The organism is Streptomyces sp. NPDC088707, from assembly GCF_044752725.1.
Classification (GTDB): Bacteria; Actinomycetota; Actinomycetes; order Streptomycetales; family Streptomycetaceae; genus Streptomyces.
Window position 1 is genome coordinate 650084 of record NZ_JBIVLV010000003.1, and the last position, 16383, is coordinate 666466.

The following is a 16383-nucleotide window of genomic DNA, read 5'->3' on the forward strand; positions in this document are numbered from 1 at the left end:
ATCCCATTGCCCGGCGCCGACACAGAAGAGCGCCGTGTGGCGCGTACTCTCCCTAGCCGTGGCTGACCGCATTGAGGCGGTCGTTTGCGAAATCACGGAGTTGACGGGCGCGTGCCGAGACTCCGGAAGGTTTCGCATTTCGCATGTCCATTTTCAGTTCTGATCACGCCGTCATGCCCGAGAACGACGAGATCGTCGACGCCGCCGAGGCTGTCGCGATCCTCGAGATCGACACCGACGACCTCGCCGAGGCCGTAGAGGCCCTCGACATCGACATCGACTCCGACGACGACTCCGTCGAGGAGCCCGCCGAGCCCACCATCACCTTCGGCGACCTCGGTCTGCCGGACGGCGTGGTGCGCAAGCTCGCGCAGAACGGCGTCACCACCCCCTTCCCGATCCAGGCGGCGACCATCCCGGACGCCCTGGCCGGCAAGGACATCCTGGGCCGTGGCCGCACCGGCTCGGGCAAGACCCTCTCCTTCGGTCTGCCGCTGCTCGCCGGCCTCGCCGACGGTCACACCGAGAAGAAGAAGCCCCGCGGCATCATCCTCACGCCGACGCGTGAGCTCGCGATGCAGGTCGCGGACGCCCTCCAGCCGTACGGCGACGTGCTCGGCCTCAAGATGAAGGTCGTCTGCGGCGGTACGTCGATGGGCAACCAGATCTACGCCCTGGAGCGCGGCGTCGACGTCCTCGTCGCCACCCCGGGCCGACTGCGCGACATCATCAACCGCGGCGCCTGCTCCCTGGAGCAGGTCAAGATCGCGGTCCTCGACGAGGCCGACCAGATGGCCGACCTGGGCTTCCTGCCCGAGGTCACCGAACTGCTCGACCAGATCCCCGGCGGCGGCCAGCGCATGCTCTTCTCCGCCACCATGGAGAACGAGATCGGCACCCTGGTCAAGCGCTACCTGACCGACCCCGTCACGCACGAGGTCGACAGCGCGCAGGGCAACGTCACGACCATGACCCACCACGTCCTCGTCGTGAAGCCGAAGGACAAGGCGCCGGTCACCGCCGCCATCGCCGCCCGCAAGGGCCGCACGATCATCTTCGTCCGCACCCAGCTGGGCGCCGACCGCATCGCGGAGCAGCTGTGCGACGCCGGTGTGAAGGCCGACGCGCTGCACGGCGGCATGACGCAGGGCGCCCGTACCCGCGTCCTGGAGGACTTCAAGAAGGGCTACGTCAACGCGCTCGTCGCGACCGACGTCGCCGCCCGAGGCATCCACGTCGACGGCATCGACCTGGTCCTCAACGTGGACCCGGCCGGCGACCACAAGGACTACCTGCACCGCTCGGGCCGTACCGCCCGTGCCGGCCGCTCCGGTGTCGTGGTCTCCCTGGCCCTGCCGCACCAGCGCCGCCAGATCTTCCGTCTGATGGAGGACGCGGGCGTCGACGCCTCGCGCCACATCGTCGGTGGTGCCGGCGCGTTCGACCCCGAGGTCGCCGAGATCACCGGCGCCCGTTCGCTGACCGAGGTCCAGGCCGACTCGGCGAACAACTCGGCCAAGCAGGCCGAGCGCGAGGTCGTCGACCTGACCAAGCAGCTGGAGCGCCTGCAGCGCCGCGCCGTCGAGCTCCGCGAGGAGGCCGACCGCCTGGTGGCCCGCGCCGCCCGTGAGCGCGGCGAGGACCCCGAGGCCGCCGTCGCCGAGGTGACCGAGGCCGCCGAGGCCGAGGTCGCGGCCGCCGCCGTCGAGGCCGAGCGTGCCGCCCGTGCCGAGGAGCAGCGCCGCGAGGAGCGCCCGGCCCGCGACGAGCGGGGCAACTACGAGCGTCGTGACCGCGGCGGCTTCAACCGCGACGACCGCGGTGACCGTGGTGGCGACCGCGGCGGCTTCCGCGGCGGTGACCGTGGTGGCGACCGTGGCGGTTTCCGTCGCGACAACGACCGTCCGTCCGGTGGCTTCCGTCGTGACGACCGTCCGTCGGGTGGCTTCAACCGCGACGACCGTGGTGGCGACCGTGGTGGCTTCCGTCGTGACAACGACCGTCCGTCCGGTGGCTTCCGTCGTGACGACCGCCCCTCGGGTGGCTTCAACCGTGACGACCGCGGCGGCCGTTCTTTCGAGCGTCGTGACAACGACCGTCCGGCCGGTGGTTTCCGTCGTGACGACCGTCCCTCGGGTGGCTTCAACCGTGACGACCGCGGCGGCCGTTCTTTCGAGCGTCGTGACAACGACCGTCCGGCCGGCGGCCACCGTGGCAGCGACCGTCCGTTCAACCGCGACCGTCGCGACGACCGCCCCGCCGGCGGCTTCCGCGCGGGTGGCGGCGACCGCCCGTACGGCCGCCGTGACGACCACCGCGGCACCGGTTCGACCGGCTCGACCGGTGGCTCCTTCGGCCGCCGCGACGACAAGCCGCGCTGGAAGCGCAACGGCTGAGGTCGGCTGACCTGACAACACGCAGGGCCCGTACAGCACTTCGGTGCCGTACGGGCCCTGCGCGTTGGTGAACCGGTCCTTCTCCCGACCGGAACGCAGCGCCCGGGGGCCGCTTCGGAGCCCGTCGAACGCGCCGTCCGGGGAACGGGGCCCGGGCCGTCGGCGTATACCCGATCGGTTCGGGGGATCTCTCGGGCTATGCTGCACGGGTGTGCTTGTCCACGGGCCGTTAGCTCAATTGGCAGAGCAGCGGACTTTTAATCCGTTGGTTGTGGGTTCGAGTCCCACACGGCCTACGTGTGGCAGGCGGGGGCTTCGGTCTCCGAGTTGCCGAGAAGCGCCCCGACCGGTTTCGACCGGTCGGGGCGCTTCCGTATCCGGGACGCGGTGTGAGGCACCGTGGGTGAATCTGGTTCGTGGACGCTGAGCGTGGAGGTGGGGACCGTGACGGTGAACGGATCGGGTGATCCGATGGGCCGGGCCAGGACGCTGGCGCGGTGGGCGCTCGGCGCCGCCGCGGCGGCGGTCCTGCTGCTGCTGACGGGGCTCGGCGGCGCCGGTCTGCTGGTCCTCCTGGGCGCGCTCGTCGGGCTCGTCTGTTCGGCCGTGGGCATCTGGTGGTTCCTCGCCCACCGCGGGCCGCTGCGGGCGGCAGGCGCCCTGCTGGCCGTCGCCGCGCCGCTCGCCGTCCTCGTCCTGTACGTCGCCTGGGGCCCCTGGCTGACCGGGCTCGGGGCCCTCGCGTCGTGGAGCGTGGCGCTGGGCTGCGCTCGGGCCGCCCTGCGCCTCATCCGGGACACGAAGGGCACGCCGGTCCGTCCGCGGCCGAAGCGGCGGCCCCGGCCGAAGCGCCCCGTACTGATCATGAACCCGAAGTCCGGGGGCGGGAAGGTCGCCCGCTTCGGGCTCGTCGAGAAGGCCGAGAAGCTGGGCGCGCGGGTCGTCCTCATCGATCCGTCCGTCGAGACCGATGTCGCCGCGCTCGCCAGGGAGGCCGTCGCCGACGGCGCCGACCTGCTCGGAGTGGCCGGCGGGGACGGCACCCAGGCGCTGGTCGCCGCCGTCGCCGCCGAGCACGACCTGCCCTTCCTCGTCATCTCCGCCGGAACCCGCAACCACTTCGCCCTCGACCTGGGGCTCGACCGCGCCGACCCGGCGACCTGCCTGGAGGCCCTCGTCGACGGCGAGGAACTCCGGGTCGACCTCGGCTCGGTGTCCGGGCGGGCGTTCGTCAACACCGTCTCCTTCGGGGTGTACGCCGATGTCGTCCAGCTCCCCGAGTACCGCGACGCGAAGGCCGGCACCGCCGTCGACGTCCTCCCCGACCTGCTCCAGGGCGGTGGCGGCGACCGTCTCGACGCGACCGCCGACGGTCACCCGCTCCCCGCCCAGCAGGCCCTCCTCGTCAGCAACAACGCGTACGCCGCGCCCGATCCGTTCGGCGCCGCCGCCGCCAGGAGACCGCGCCTGGACGGCGGCGAGCTCGGGGTGATCGCCATCCGGGTCGACGGGGCCGCGCAGGCCGCCGAGATGGCCGTACTGGGCACCAACTCGACCGGGCTGAACGTCCTGACGGCCGCTCGGGTCGAGGTGACGGGGAAGGCCGCGGCCCCCGTCCCCGCGCCCCCCTCGGCCTTCGTCCCCGCGCCGGCCCGGGCCCCCGGCACCCCCGGCACCATCGCCGTCGCCGTCGACGGTGAGGCGCTGACCCTCCCCACCCCCGTCGTCTGCACCCTGCGCCCCCGCGCCCTGCGGGTGCTCGTGCCGCGCCACCGGCCCGGCGTCATCGAGCCCCAGCCGCGCCTCGACTGGCGGCGCATCACCGAAATCGCCTTCCAGACCCCTCCGAGGAGCAGCGGCTCATGACCGGCACCACTCCCCCTCCCACCCCCGCCACGAACCCCGTCCGGGCTGTCTTCAGGGACCTCCGCGCGATCGACGGGGCCGTCTACGCCGCCGTGGCCGCCACCCCCACGCCCACGCTCGACACGGGCCTCCGCAGGCTGTCGAGGGCGGCGAACCACTCCAAGATCTCGTTCACCGTGGCGGCCGGGCTCGCCCTGGTCCCCGGCCGGCCGCGGCGCGCCGCCCTGGCCGGCGTCGGGGCGGTGGCCGTCGCCTCGGCCACCGCCAACCTGCTGGGCAAGCGTCTCGTCCGCAGGCCGCGACCGGACCGTGAGGCGGCCCGGGTCGTGGTGGGCCGCCATGTGCCGATGCCGGACTCGGCGTCGTTCCCCTCCGGGCACACCGCGTCGGCGGTGGCCTTCGCGACCGCCGCGGGGGTCGTCTTCCCGCCGGTCGCGGTGCCCCTGCAGGTCCTGGCGATGGCGGTGGGCTACTCCCGTGTCCACACCGGGGTGCACTACCCGGGTGACGTCGCCGCGGGCGCCGTCCTCGGCGTCGCGAGCGCCGCCGTCTCCCTGGCGGCCGTGGCCTCCTTGACGGCCGCCAGGGGGAAGTGACGCGGCGTCTCAGTACGTCGCGCGGGCCAGGTCCTCCTCAGAGAGGTCGATCGCGGCGAGACGCTCCGGGTCCGCCAGGATCTGCAGCTCGACGATCCTGTCCCCGGCGATCGTGAACGACATGAGGACGGTCGGGCGGCCGTCGGCGACCGCGACGAACGCGGGCGCGCCGTTGACCACGACGGGCAGCGCGGCCTGCCGGAACCTGGCGTACATGAGGGCCTGCGAGATGACCGCCTCGGCGCCCCGTACGAGCTTGGAGACGGCCGCGAGCGTCCGGCCGCCGTCCGCGCGCAGCACCACGTCCGGGTCGAGGACGGCGAGCAGGCCCTCGAAGTCGCCGCCTTGCGAGGCGGCGAGGAAGGCGTCGGCGATCTCCCGCTGCCGGCGCGCGTCGGGTCCCGGGGCGGGGGTGGCGTCCTGCACGCGGCGGCGGGCGCGGCTGGCGAGCTGGCGGGTGGCGGCCGGGGTGCGGTCCACGATCTGCGCGATCTCGTCGAAGGAGACGGCGAACATGTCGTGCAGGACGAACGCGAGCCGCTCGGCCGGGCCCAGGGTCTCCAGGACGACGAGGAGAGCGAGGCCGACGGATTCGGTGACCTCGGCCGCGTGCTCCGGGTCGGTGGTGTCGGCGACCCGGACGACCGGGTCGGGGACGTAGTACTCCAGCGGGTCCTCGCGGCGCGAGCCGCGCGAGCGCAGCATGTCGAGGCAGACGCGGCCGACGACCGTGGTCAGCCAGCCGCTCAGGTTCTCCACGGCGCTGACGTCACTGCGGTTGAGCTTGAACCAGGCCTCCTGGACGGCGTCCTCGGCCTCGCTGAGCGAGCCGAGCATCCGGTACGCCACCGCCCGCAGATGCCCCCGGTCGGCCTCGAAGCGGCGGGCCAGCAGGTCCTTGCCGTCGGTGTGGTTGTCGCGGATCTGGTCCACTCGTCGATCTCCCCGTTCGCGTCCCGTCATGTCGTCATGACGGATCAAACCTCGTCGATGTGACGCCTCTTGTCACGCCCCTTCTGAACGGGGCATCAGCGGTCCCGAGGGTTCCGGTGCGTGAGATCCACGCCGCCTGACGGAGAACGCCCGGGATTCCCCGGTCGATGGCTCGGAGCGCCGGGGATCGTCCCTTCAGCGCGGTGATCATCATCCGTAGATTGATTCCCATGACGACGACAACTTCGCAGGTCAACGCCGTACTCCGCACCCCGCCGGCCGCTCCCGCCGCCGCTGCCGCGTACTTCTCCGCGAGCCTCGCCTTCCACGCCGATGTCTCCGACGTGGCCTCCACGCTGGCCGCCGCGGCCGCCGACGGCACCGACCCGGGCTTCGTGGTGATCGACTCGCGCTCGACCGCCTCCTGGGACCAGGGGCACGTCCCCGGCGCCGTCCACCTGCCGACCGCGCTCATCCCCGAGCAGGCCGAGCGGCTGCTCGACCCGTCCGTGCCGGTCGTCACGTACTGCTGGGGCCCCGGCTGCAACGGCGCCACGCGCGCCGCGCTGGCCCTCGCGGAGCTGGGGTTCCAGGTGAAGGAGATGCTCGGCGGCTTCGAGTACTGGGTCCGCGAGGGCTTCGCGTACGAGACCTGGGAGGGGCCCGCGGAGAAGAGCGCGGACCCGCTCACGGCGCCGGTGGACTCGGACGACTGCGGCTGCTGACGGAAACCGATTTCCGGATCGCCCCGGTCATGCCGTACAGTCATGTTTACCGACGCGGGGTGGAGCAGCTCGGTAGCTCGCTGGGCTCATAACCCAGAGGTCGCAGGTTCAAATCCTGTCCCCGCTACTCAGTAGCAACGAAGGCCCGGATCCAGTCACTGGATCCGGGCCTTCGTCGTTTCCTGACGTCGGTGCTTGACCTTTACGCAGCGTCAAGATCTAGCGTTCTCGGTATGGAGTGGTCGATCCAAGAGATCGCCAAGAAGGCAGGCACCACCAGTCGCACCCTCCGGCACTACGGGGACCGCGGGCTGCTGGAGCCGAGCCGGATCGGCGCGAACGGTTACCGGTACTACGACCAGGCGGCGCTCGTGCGCCTGCAGCGGATTCTGCTGCTGCGCGAGCTGGGGCTCTCGTTGCCCGCGATCGCCGAGGTCCTCGCGGGGCAGCGGGACACGTCCGCCGCCCTGCGCACCCATCTCGCGCTCCTGGAGCAGGAGCGCGAACGCATCGGCCGGCAGATCGCCTCGGTGCGGACCACTCTCCACAAGACCGAGAACGGAGAAGAACTCATGGCCGACGAAGTGTTCGACGGTTTCGACCACACGGTGTACGAGCGGGAGGTGACCGAGCGCTGGGGCCGCCACGCGTACGAGAACAGCGACCGGTGGTGGCGCTCGCTCACCGACGCGCAGAAGAAGGCGTTCATGGACGAGCAGGCCGGCATCGCCCGCGACTTCGCGCAGGCGCTCAAGGACGGGCTCGCCGCCGGCGGCGACGCGGTGCAGGAGATCGCGCGACGCCAGGTCGCGTGGCTGTCCACCACCACGACGCCGAGCAAGGAGTACGTGATCGGTCTCGGCCGCATGTACGTCGACGACCCGCGCTTCACCGCGCACTACGACAAGCACGGTGAGGGCACGGCGGTCCTCGTCCGGGACGCGATGGAGATCTACGCGGAGCGGAACCTGTAGTCCTTCCGGCCGGGCTGTCCGAACGCCTCCGGATGCCGGAGGTGAACGGTGGCCAGAACCGTGCCTGTCCCTTTGTGCACGCACCCTGCCTCACCGTAGTGTCACCCGCACCATGAGTGACGAGCGAGTGAGTGACGTACGCCGGCGGGCGCCCGCCGTCCTCGTCCTGCTCGCGCTCCTCGCCCTCCTCGCCAGCGTCTGCCACGGCTCCCACGGGCACCTGCTGCCGCCCTCGGGCTCCGCGGCCGCCGTCTCGGCCCCCGCGCCGCCGCACGGCTGCGAGCGCTCCGGAGAGGGATGGTCCTTCGACATCCACCTCCCCGCGCAGACCGCCGCCGCGCCCCTCGCCGCGCCGGACGCCGGCGGAGCCGTGCTCCTGCCGTACGCGGCCGACCTCCGCACCGGCCCCCGCGCGCGCTGCGTCCGGGGCGGGGCGGGACCCGGCCCCGAGCCGGGCCGGCTGCTGATCGCCCTCGGAGTGGACCGGAACTGAGCCGGGTCTCGCCCTCGCGTGACCAGGCCCCTTCCGCGTACTCACCCCAAGGACGCCCCCATGAACAACCTGCTGTCCGGCAGCCTGCCGCCCGTCGCCGAGCAGACCGTCGGCAACACCCCCGTCCTCCGCACGGACGACGGCTACTGGGCCAAGCTCGAAGGATTCAACTTCGGCGGCATCAAGGACCGCGCCGCCCTCTACATGGTCGAACAGGCCCGCCGGCGCGGGGAGCTGCGGCCCGGCGCCCCGATCGTCGAGTCGACCTCCGGGACCCTCGGCCTCGGCCTCGCCCTCGCCGGGGTCCTCCACGGCCATCCGGTGCACGTCGTCACCGACCCCGGCCTCGAACCGATCGTCGAGCGGATGCTCGTCGCCCACGGCGCCCGGGTCCACGTCGTACGGGAGCCGAGCCCCCTGGGCGGCTGGCAACAGGCCCGGATGGACCGGGTCGCCGAGCTGCTCGTGAGCCTCGACGGGGCCTGGTGGCCCGACCAGTACGGCAACCCCGACAACCCCGACGCGTACGCGGGGCTCGCCGCCGAGCTATCCGGGCAGCTCGACCGGATCGACGTCCTCGTCTGCGCGGTCGGCACCGGCGGCCACTCGGCCGGGATCTCCCGGGCCCTGCGCGCCACCAGCAGCCCCGCGCTCGAACTCGTCGGCGTGGACTCCGTCGGCTCCACCGTCTTCGGCCTGCCGGCCGGGGAGCGGCTGATGCGCGGCCTCGGCTCCTCCATCCACCCGGGCAACGTGGACCACGGCGCCTTCGACGAGATCCACTGGGTGGGCCCCGCCGAGGCGGTACGGGCAGCCCGCCGCCTGGCCTCGCGCCAGTTCGCCACGGGCGGCTGGAGCGTCGGCGCGGTCGCGCTGGTCGCCGGCTGGCTGGCCCGCACCCGGCCGCGCGGGACGCGGATCGCGGCCGTCTTCCCCGACGGGCCGCAGCGGTACTTCGACACCGTCTTCAACGACGAGTTCTGCGCGGCCCACGGCCTCCTCGACGGGCCCGTGCGGGAGGACCCCGCCGGGTACGTCTCCGCGGACACGGTCAGCGGCTGGACCCGCAGGGTCATGGACCGGACGGGGGCGGCGCGTTGACCACGACGGCGCGGACGGGGGCGGCGCGATGACCACCACGGCAACGCCGCCCAAGGGCGGGGTCTGGAAACAGAGCCGCACCTTCGACCCGGCCGTCCGGCTCCTCTTCCTCAACCAGCTCACCATCAACCTCGGCTTCTACATGCTCATGCCGTACCTGGCCGCGCACCTCGCGGACGGGCTCGGCATGGCGGCCTGGGCGGTCGGGCTCGTGCTCGGCGCCCGGAACCTCTCCCAGCAGGGCATGTTCCTCGTCGGCGGGGCGCTCGCCGACCGGCTCGGCTTCAAGCCGCTCATCGTGGCGGGCTGCGCCCTGCGGACGGCGGGCTTCGGGGCGCTCGCGTTCGCGCAGTCGCTCCCGATGCTGATCGCCGCCTCGCTCGCGACCGGGCTCGCGGGGGCGCTGTTCAACCCCGCCGTACGGGCCTGCCTCGCGGCGGAGGCGGGGGAGGAGCGCCGGGTCGAGGCCTTCGCGCTGTTCAACGTCCACTACCAGGCGGGCATCCTGCTCGGGCCGCTCGTGGGGGTGGCCCTGACGGGGGTGTCGTTCCGGCTCACGTGCGGGGTGGCGGCGCTGCTGTTCGCCGGGCTGACCCTCGTACAGCTCCGGTACATGCCCGCCCGGGGGGAGCGGCGGGAGCGGGACGGGGAGGGGCGCGGGCAGTTCCGCACGGTGCTCTCCCACCGCACCTTCTGGCTCTTCTCGCTCGCGATGACCGGCTCCTACGTGCTGTCCTTCCAGGTCTATCTGGCGCTGCCGCTCGCCGCCGGCGGCGCGGGGCCCACGACGGCGCTCTTCGTCGTCTCCGCGCTGGTCGCGCTCGCCGGGCAGCTGCGGATCACCGCCTGGTGCGGGCGGCGGCTGAGCCGGGAGCGTTGTCTGGTCCTCGGGCTCGCCCTGATGGGCGGGGCGTTCCTGCTCCCGGCGGCCCTCGGCCGGGGCCTGGTGGGGCTGCTGCTGTGCGCGGCCGTCCTGGCCGTCGCGAACGCGGTGCTCTACCCGTACGAGATGGACACCGTCGTCGCCCTGTCCCGGGGGCGCTGGGTGGCCACCCACTACGGGCTCTACAACACGGTGTGCGGGATCGGGATCACCCTGGGGAACCTGGGGACGGGCGCGCTGCTCGACGTGACCGGGTGGTCGGCGGCGCCGTGGCTCGCGCTGTGCGCGGTGGGGTGGGGGTGCGCTGCGGCGATGGCCCTCCTGGCGAGGGGCGGGCGGCTGGCGGAGGGAGCGGCACCGGCGGACTGAGCGGGGGCGGGTCACTCCCGGGCCGTACGCCAGTCGGCCCCGTGGGAGTCGCCGCCCCGGGCGGTGGCGGCCACCCTGGGAGGGCGCGGTACGGGCCGCGGCCGGGTACGGACCGGGCAGGAGAGCACAGGTGGGGCACCCCCCAGGAGTGATCGGCGGGCGGCGGGGCGGCGAGGGCCGCCGCCCGTACGGGAGCGCCCGGAGGTTCATCCGGGCGCTCCCGCCGCTGATCATCGTGGGCGGGGTCTTCTTCGACGTCCTGACGCCGCCGAAGTACAGCGCGGCGCCGATGTTCTCGGCGGCCCCGCTGATCGCGGCGCCGTTCTTCTCCACCCTCACGACGCTGCTCACCGGGATCGCGGCCGTCCTCGCCTCCGTCGGGCTGCACGTCTACAACGACACCGCGACCGAGATCCCCTCGCTCACCGAGGTCCTGACCGTGCTCACGGTCTCCGCGCTCGCCATGCTCATCAACCGGGTCGTCCTCCGCAGCGGCGAGCGGCTCGCCTCGGCGCGGGTGATCGCGGAGACCGCGCAGAAGGCGGTGCTGCCGACGCCCGCCGAGCGGATCGGGGGGCTGCAGTGCGCGGCGCGGTACGAGGCGGCGCAGGCGGACGCGTTCATCGGCGGCGACCTGTTCGCCGTCCAGGACACGCCCTACGGGGTACGGCTCGTGGTCGGCGACGTCCGGGGCAAGGGCATGGACGCGGTCGAGGCCGTCGCCGTCGTCATCGGGGCGTTCCGGGAGGCGGCCGAGCAGGAGCGGACCCTGGAAGGCGTGGCGCAGCGGCTGGAGCGGGCCCTCGCCCGGGAAGGCACCCGCCGGCACGGGCTCGACGCCTTCGAGGGCTTCACCACGGCCGTGCTCGCCGAGATCCCGCGCGGTGACGGGAGCGGCACCTTCGACGGTTTCGTACGGGTCGTCAACCGCGGGCACCCGCCTCCGCTGATGCTGTACGCGGACGGGCGCCTGGACACGATGGAGCCAGGCGAGCCGGCGCTGCCGCTCGGCATGGGCGATCTGGCGGCGTGGCCGGACCGGGCCGAGGCGCGGCCGTACCCGCCGGGCGCGACCCTGCTCCTCTACACCGACGGCCTCTCGGAGGCGCGGAACGCCGGGGGCGTGTTCTACGACCCGGGGGAACGGCTCGCCGGGCGGATCTTCCCCGGGCCCGAGGAGCTGCTCGACGCGCTCGTGGACGACGTACGGCTGCACACGGGCGGCGGGTCGACCGACGACATGGCGCTGCTCGCGGTGAGCCGTCCGGCGACGGGGCAGCCGGAGCGGCGCCGGACGATGCCGGTGGTGCCGCCGGGCGGGTCCGGATCCCCTGGCGGGTCCGGATCCCCCGGCGGCGGGCCCGGTCACCGGCCGTAGCCGCAAGGTGTCACTGCGATAACAATTGACATAACGTCAGATCGCGAGGGTTTGGGCCTTCCTTGCTGAAGGGGGGTCAACTCGGACCATTCCCTCCCAATTCAATGAATGATCAAGAGGAACAGCTTGGAATCGGCACCCCGTGTCTATTAACGTTCGATAACGCAGCGCGGTCGTCCCAGCCGTCGCAAGAGGCGGCACCGTGCGCACGCGCCGAATCCTGAAAAGGAACCGGGGAACCACTACTTGGGGTGAATCGGGCCCTCGCACTCGTGCGACCGTGCCCGTAGGAGACCTTCCTGCTCCGAACCCGTCAGCTAACCCGGTAGGCGAGAAGGAAGGAAAGGAGCGCGCCTTCGTGGCGTCCAACACTCCCGCACCCGAAGCCCCCTTCGATGCTTTCGGTGGTGGTGCGGGTCCTGCCGCCCCGGACACCGAGTGGAACCCCACCGAGGGATCCCTCCGCGCCGAGAGCCGCTCCGGCGGCCGCCACCGTGTCGTCAAGCAGCGCTCCAACTTCGCCCGCTCCTCCACCGTCCTCGGCGTCGGTGTGATCGCGGCCGTCGGTGCGGGTGGCCTCGCCACCGCGCAGGAGAAGCCCCCGGTGGCCATATCGCTCCCGGACCTGCCCGACCTCCACCTGCCGGACGCCCACGACCTCCCCGGTGTCGGCGACCTCCTCCCCGAGGAGACCCAGGAGACGGTCAGCGCGGCCCGCGCCAACCCGAACCCGCTCACCGGCGCCACGTACGCCACCCTCGACGACGAGCAGGGCGCCAAGGCCCCGCAGATGCAGCAGGCCGGCCTGGTCACCCAGGACGGCCCGGCCACGAAGGCCGCGCCCGGCGCCGGCGACGCGGGCGAGGCCCTGCGCGCCCGCATCCTCCAGCAGGCCGAGCAGCAGCAGGCCTCCGCCGACGCCGCCGACAAGGCCGCGGCGGAGAAGGCGGCGGCCGAGAAGGCCGCCTCGGAGGCCGCGGCCAAGGCCGACGCGGCGGAGAAGGCGGCCGCCGAGGCGAAGGCCAAGGCCGAGGCGGAGGCCAAGGCGAAGGCGGAAGCCGAGGCCAGGGCGAAGGCCGAGGCGGCGGCCGAGGCCGAGCGCCTCGCCAAACTGGCCGCGAGCTACACGCTGCCGCTCTCCTCCTACAGCCTCAGCGCCACCTACATGCAGTCCGGCTCGATGTGGTCCTCCGGCTACCACACCGGCCTCGACTTCGCCGCTCCCACCGGCACCCCGCTCAAGGCGGTCCACGGCGGCACCGTCAAGTCGGCCGGCTGGTCCGGCTCGTACGGCTACCGCGTCGTCCTGGAGCTCTCGGACGGCACCGAGATCTGGTACGCCCACATGTCCTCCATGACGGTCTCCGCGGGCCAGACCGTGGGCACCGGCGAGACGATCGGCCGCGTCGGCGCCACCGGCAACGTCACCGGCGCCCACCTCCACATGGAGGTGCACACGCCCGGCGGCTCCGGCCTCGACCCGGCGGAGTGGCTGCGTTCCAAGGGCCTCAGCCTCTGACCCACCGGCCTCCGGCCCACCGGCCTCCGGCCCACCCCGCGTCGCCACGAGGGCGACGCGGGTCCGCCCGCCCTACCGTGCGGGCACGCCGGCTCCGGCCTCCGCGATCCAGGCGTCCAACTGCTCCTGGGTGGTGCCGGGGTCGGCGACCAGCGCACCCAGGTCGTCGCCCTCGACGACGGTGGTCGCCAGGGCCGGGCACCTGCGGCAGCCGTCCACACCGACCTGCACCCACCACTTGCAGTGGGGGCGCAGATGACACCGCGGCACGCTCCGCTGCTCGTCCGCCGGCGTCGCGGCCACCCGCTCCACCAGGCCGCAGTCATTGCCCCTGCGGTGCAGACAGTTGCTGACGCAGTGCGACGCGAAGCGCAGGACCCGGGTCGGCTCGACATCCTTCGGGACGACCGGCAGGACGTCTCGGGCCGGCACGGGATCGGCGAGGTACACCACCTCGCCGCCCTGCCCCGACCGCACTCCCAGGACGACCGACTCCGGTGCGTCGGCCTTGCCGCTCGGGCACCATGTCCTGCCCGCTCCGGAACGGTCCGCGGTGCTCATCTCCACCTCCTCGTCCGTCGGGTGGGACCGCTACACGATCTGACCGGCGCAGGCCGGAGTGCAGGCCGCCGCCGTGCGCTCCTGCTCGACCGCCTTGGCCAGGTGCGCCTCCAGCTGCGCCGAGGTGATCTGCCCGGGCTTGGGCGAGGACTGCGCGGACGCGGCACCCGCTCCGCCGAGAACCAGCGCGGCGGCCGCGAGCGCGGCCGCGGTACCCCCGACAGCGGGGCGACTCGTGTACTTCATGCTGCAACCTCCTGGATGGGTACGAAAGGTGTACCGGCACGCTAGGAGGCCCCGCGGACCGCCACCGGCAGTTCGCGGCGGCTGTTGGGGGGCGGTCGCGTCCGCGGCTAGCTGCGGTACGGATTGAAGCCGTCGTAGTCCAGATACTGCGGCGGCGCCCAGACCTGGCCCGTCGCCCGCGCCGCGTACGTGAGGGCGGGGGAGGCGACCGTCCGGCGCTGCCACAGGTGGTGCAGCAACTCCTGCTCCCGGGCCGGGAAGTCGGGTCCGGCCGTGCCGCGCCGGGCCCGGTCCCGCAGGAACGCCAGGGTCGTCGCGAAGGACTCGTACTCGCCTACGGCCCGCGCCGCCGGTGCCCCGTACGTACGGGCGGCGAAGGAGCGGGCCAGCCGGCGGGCGCGCATCGAGGAGAGCGCGAGCGGCTCGGTGGGGGAGAGCCAGCCGGCCGCCGCGTACGCCGGGAGCTCGCCGGATATCGTGCGCAGCTCGCGCTGCCGGCTCCAGACCGCGAGCCAGGTCAGCAGGCCGAAGGCGGGGACCATGAGCGCCCCGTACACCGCGAAGAAGGTCAGGGGGCCGCCGAAGGTGGCCGAGCCGTTCCAGGCGGCGTGCAGGCCCATCGCGAGCAGCAGCCCGGCGAGCGGCAGCAGCACCCGGCGCAGGCGCCTGCCGCGCGGCGCGAGGGCGGCGAAGCCGAAGCCGATGCCGGTGAGCACGGTGAACAGCGGATGCGCGAACGGCGACATGACGACCCGGACGAAGAACGTCGCCGCGGTCACCGAGCCGAGGCCGGTGGAGCCGAACTCCTGGTCCTCGCCGAAGGCGTTGCCGAGGTAGAGGATGTTCTCGGTGAAGGCGAAACCGGTCGCGGTGAACCCGGCGATCACGACCCCGTCGACGAGCCCGCCGAAGTGCTTCCTGCGGAAGAGGAAGAGCAGCAGGATCGCGGCGGCCTTCGCGGTCTCCTCCACCACGGGCGCGACGACGGTCGCGCCGAGGGTGTCCGCCGAGGCGGGATCGGCGGTGGCCGTCGCGATCCAGCGGACCGCGAAGGAGTTCGCCAGGATCGCGACGAGCGCGGCGGCGAAGGCGCCCCAGGCGAACGCGAAGAGCAGGTTCTTCCAGGGACCCGGCTCGACCCGGTCGAGCCAGCGGAACGCCGCCATCAGCAGCGGTACGGGCAGGACGGCGAGGCCCAGGCCGACGAGGAAGCCCTCGGTGCCGGTCTGCTCGCGGACCAGCCCGAGGATGAACAGCGCGCAGATCGCGAGCACGGTGACCAGGGCGACGGCCCGGACCAGCCTGCTGCGCCAGAAGTCCCGGCGGGGCCGGTAGCGCCACTGGGACCGGTCGGCGGCGGCAGGGAAGGCCGGCTCCTCGGTGTCCCGGTGGGGGACGGGAGCGGCACCGGCTTCGGTGGGGACGGGGAAGGACACGTGAGCGACCCTAACGACCTCCACCGACAGCCGGGAAAGGGGTTGAGCCCCCGGGATCGCCCCGGGTCACTTCCTCCGGAAGAGGAGATCGTTCACGACGTGGCCCTTGTCGAGCCCCTGCCCCTCGAAGCGGGTGAGCGGCCGGAAGTCGGGCCGCGGCGCGAAACCGCCGTCGGCCCGGGTGTTCTCGAAGTCGGGGTGCGCGGAGAGCACCTCCAGCATCTGCTCGGCGTACGACTCCCAGTCGGTGGCGCAGTGCAGCACGCCGCCGGGCTTGAGCCGGGTGGCGAGGAGGCTGAGGAACTCGGGCTGGATGAGGCGCCGCTTGTGGTGGCGGGCCTTGGGCCAGGGGTCCGGGAAGTAGACGCGGCAGCCGTCGAGGGAGTCCTTGGCGATCATCTCGCGGAGCAGGATGATCGCGTCGCCGTTGGCGACCCGGATGTTGGTCAGGCCGTTCCGGTCGGCGAGACCGAGCAGATTGCCCTGGCCGGGGGTGTGGACGTCGACGGCGAGGATGCCCGTGCCGGGGTCGGCGGCGGCCATCTGCGCGGTCGCCTCGCCCATGCCGAAGCCGATCTCGAGGACGACGGGGAGCCCGTCGAACATCTCGCCGAGGTCGAGGACCCGCTTGCCGTCGATGTCGAGACCCCAGTCGGGCCACCGCTTCAGGAGGGCCTCGGCCTGACCCGTGGTGACGCGACTGCGCCGCGGCTGGAAGCTGCGGATCCGCCGCTCGTGGTGAGACCCGGCGGGATCGGGCAGGGGGCCCTCACCGGCCGCGAACCGCTGGCTGCCCCGCTGCGAGACGGGCCGTACGGACTCGGCGGGGTCGGCGACGGGGCGCGCGAAGTTCTCTGGCTGCTCAGACACAATGCCCCGATTCTACGGCGAACCGTGCCGACCGCCC

At 73.1% G+C, this 16383-nt stretch carries 15 protein-coding genes, 2 tRNA genes and 1 riboswitch; of the genes, 12 read left to right on the top strand and 5 right to left on the bottom strand.

Annotated features, from left to right (window positions below):
- Positions 1-143 precede the first annotated feature (143 nt).
- The 4 genes from ACIP84_RS13825 to ACIP84_RS13840 all read left to right on the top strand — a co-directional run bounded on the left by ACIP84_RS13825 (position 144) and on the right by ACIP84_RS13840 (position 4858).
- Positions 144-2396, top strand: coding sequence for a DEAD/DEAH box helicase (locus ACIP84_RS13825; protein WP_401797955.1), 2253 nt, complete (start codon positions 144-146; stop codon positions 2394-2396).
- A 223-nt stretch (positions 2397-2619) separates the two neighbouring features.
- Positions 2620-2692 (top strand) — tRNA-Lys (locus tag ACIP84_RS13830).
- 175 nt (positions 2693-2867) lie between these two features.
- Positions 2868-4262 carry a diacylglycerol/lipid kinase family protein gene (locus tag ACIP84_RS13835; protein ID WP_401797987.1) on the top strand — a complete coding sequence of 465 codons (1395 nt, stop codon included), beginning with the start codon at positions 2868-2870 and terminating at the stop codon, positions 4260-4262.
- Entirely contained in the window at positions 4259-4858 is a 600-nt protein-coding gene (locus ACIP84_RS13840; protein WP_355969139.1) for a phosphatase PAP2 family protein, read from the top strand. The genes ACIP84_RS13835 and ACIP84_RS13840 overlap by 4 nt, the downstream gene beginning before the upstream one ends.
- A gap of 9 nt (positions 4859-4867) precedes the next feature.
- Here ACIP84_RS13840 and sigJ read toward each other — a convergent pair whose 3' ends face one another.
- A complete protein-coding gene (gene sigJ, locus ACIP84_RS13845; RefSeq protein ID WP_355969142.1) occupies positions 4868-5821 on the bottom strand; it encodes an RNA polymerase sigma factor SigJ in 954 nt (317 codons plus the stop codon).
- Between the two features lie 200 nt (positions 5822-6021).
- On the opposite strand from sigJ, the gene ACIP84_RS13850 reads away from it, so the two are divergent.
- From ACIP84_RS13850 to ACIP84_RS13885, 8 genes are all read left to right on the top strand, one after another.
- Complete coding sequence (locus tag ACIP84_RS13850; RefSeq protein WP_401797956.1) at positions 6022-6516, top strand: rhodanese-like domain-containing protein; 495 nt, start codon at positions 6022-6024, stop codon at positions 6514-6516.
- 53 nt (positions 6517-6569) lie between these two features.
- Positions 6570-6643, top strand: a tRNA-Met gene (locus tag ACIP84_RS13855).
- 106 nt (positions 6644-6749) lie between these two features.
- Positions 6750-7490, top strand: coding sequence for a MerR family transcriptional regulator (locus ACIP84_RS13860; RefSeq protein ID WP_401797957.1), 741 nt, complete (start codon positions 6750-6752; stop codon positions 7488-7490).
- A 112-nt stretch (positions 7491-7602) separates the two neighbouring features.
- Entirely contained in the window at positions 7603-7983 is a 381-nt protein-coding gene (locus ACIP84_RS13865; RefSeq protein WP_401797958.1) for a hypothetical protein, read from the top strand.
- 60 nt (positions 7984-8043) lie between these two features.
- Complete coding sequence (locus ACIP84_RS13870; protein ID WP_401797959.1) at positions 8044-9084, top strand: PLP-dependent cysteine synthase family protein; 1041 nt, start codon at positions 8044-8046, stop codon at positions 9082-9084.
- A 28-nt stretch (positions 9085-9112) separates the two neighbouring features.
- Positions 9113-10336, top strand: coding sequence for an MFS transporter (locus tag ACIP84_RS13875; RefSeq protein WP_401797960.1), 1224 nt, complete (start codon positions 9113-9115; stop codon positions 10334-10336).
- A gap of 130 nt (positions 10337-10466) precedes the next feature.
- Positions 10467-11714: a PP2C family protein-serine/threonine phosphatase gene (locus tag ACIP84_RS13880; protein WP_401797961.1), complete on the top strand. Its 1248-nt coding sequence runs from the start codon at positions 10467-10469 to the stop codon at positions 11712-11714.
- A gap of 201 nt (positions 11715-11915) precedes the next feature.
- Positions 11916-12061: riboswitch (cyclic di-AMP (ydaO/yuaA leader) on the top strand.
- Positions 12062-12072: 11 nt separating this feature from the next.
- Positions 12073-13233 (top strand): M23 family metallopeptidase, encoded by a 1161-nt coding sequence (locus ACIP84_RS13885; protein ID WP_355969160.1) that lies wholly within the window; start codon positions 12073-12075, stop codon positions 13231-13233.
- Between the two features lie 72 nt (positions 13234-13305).
- Here the strand turns inward: ACIP84_RS13885 and ACIP84_RS13890 are convergent, their stop codons facing one another.
- The 4 genes from ACIP84_RS13890 to trmB form a co-directional block, all read right to left on the bottom strand.
- Positions 13306-13794, bottom strand: a complete 489-nt coding sequence (locus ACIP84_RS13890) for a hypothetical protein (RefSeq protein WP_355969163.1) — start codon at positions 13792-13794, stop codon at positions 13306-13308.
- Positions 13795-13824: 30 nt separating this feature from the next.
- On the bottom strand, positions 13825-14040 hold the full coding sequence (locus ACIP84_RS13895; RefSeq protein ID WP_355969166.1) for a hypothetical protein: 216 nt from the start codon (positions 14038-14040) through the stop codon (positions 13825-13827).
- Between the two features lie 107 nt (positions 14041-14147).
- Complete coding sequence (locus ACIP84_RS13900; protein ID WP_355969169.1) at positions 14148-15476, bottom strand: PrsW family intramembrane metalloprotease; 1329 nt, start codon at positions 15474-15476, stop codon at positions 14148-14150.
- A 66-nt stretch (positions 15477-15542) separates the two neighbouring features.
- Positions 15543-16346: a tRNA (guanosine(46)-N7)-methyltransferase TrmB gene (gene trmB, locus ACIP84_RS13905; protein WP_401797962.1), complete on the bottom strand. Its 804-nt coding sequence runs from the start codon at positions 16344-16346 to the stop codon at positions 15543-15545.
- Positions 16347-16383 lie beyond the last annotated feature (37 nt).

Coding starts and splice junctions, on each gene's coding strand:
- ACIP84_RS13895 (WP_355969166.1), bottom strand. CDS start 14,040: ATGAAGTACACGAGTCGCCCCGCTGTCGGGGGTACCGCGGCCGCGCTC.
- ACIP84_RS13840 (WP_355969139.1), top strand. CDS start 4,259: ATGACCGGCACCACTCCCCCTCCCACCCCCGCCACGAACCCCGTCCGG.
- ACIP84_RS13835 (WP_401797987.1), top strand. CDS start 2,868: ATGGGCCGGGCCAGGACGCTGGCGCGGTGGGCGCTCGGCGCCGCCGCG.
- ACIP84_RS13870 (WP_401797959.1), top strand. CDS start 8,044: ATGAACAACCTGCTGTCCGGCAGCCTGCCGCCCGTCGCCGAGCAGACC.
- ACIP84_RS13860 (WP_401797957.1), top strand. CDS start 6,750: ATGGAGTGGTCGATCCAAGAGATCGCCAAGAAGGCAGGCACCACCAGT.
- ACIP84_RS13850 (WP_401797956.1), top strand. CDS start 6,022: ATGACGACGACAACTTCGCAGGTCAACGCCGTACTCCGCACCCCGCCG.
- ACIP84_RS13825 (WP_401797955.1), top strand. CDS start 144: ATGTCCATTTTCAGTTCTGATCACGCCGTCATGCCCGAGAACGACGAG.
- ACIP84_RS13890 (WP_355969163.1), bottom strand. CDS start 13,794: ATGAGCACCGCGGACCGTTCCGGAGCGGGCAGGACATGGTGCCCGAGC.
- sigJ (WP_355969142.1), bottom strand. CDS start 5,821: ATGACGGGACGCGAACGGGGAGATCGACGAGTGGACCAGATCCGCGAC.
- ACIP84_RS13865 (WP_401797958.1), top strand. CDS start 7,603: ATGAGTGACGAGCGAGTGAGTGACGTACGCCGGCGGGCGCCCGCCGTC.
- ACIP84_RS13875 (WP_401797960.1), top strand. CDS start 9,113: ATGACCACCACGGCAACGCCGCCCAAGGGCGGGGTCTGGAAACAGAGC.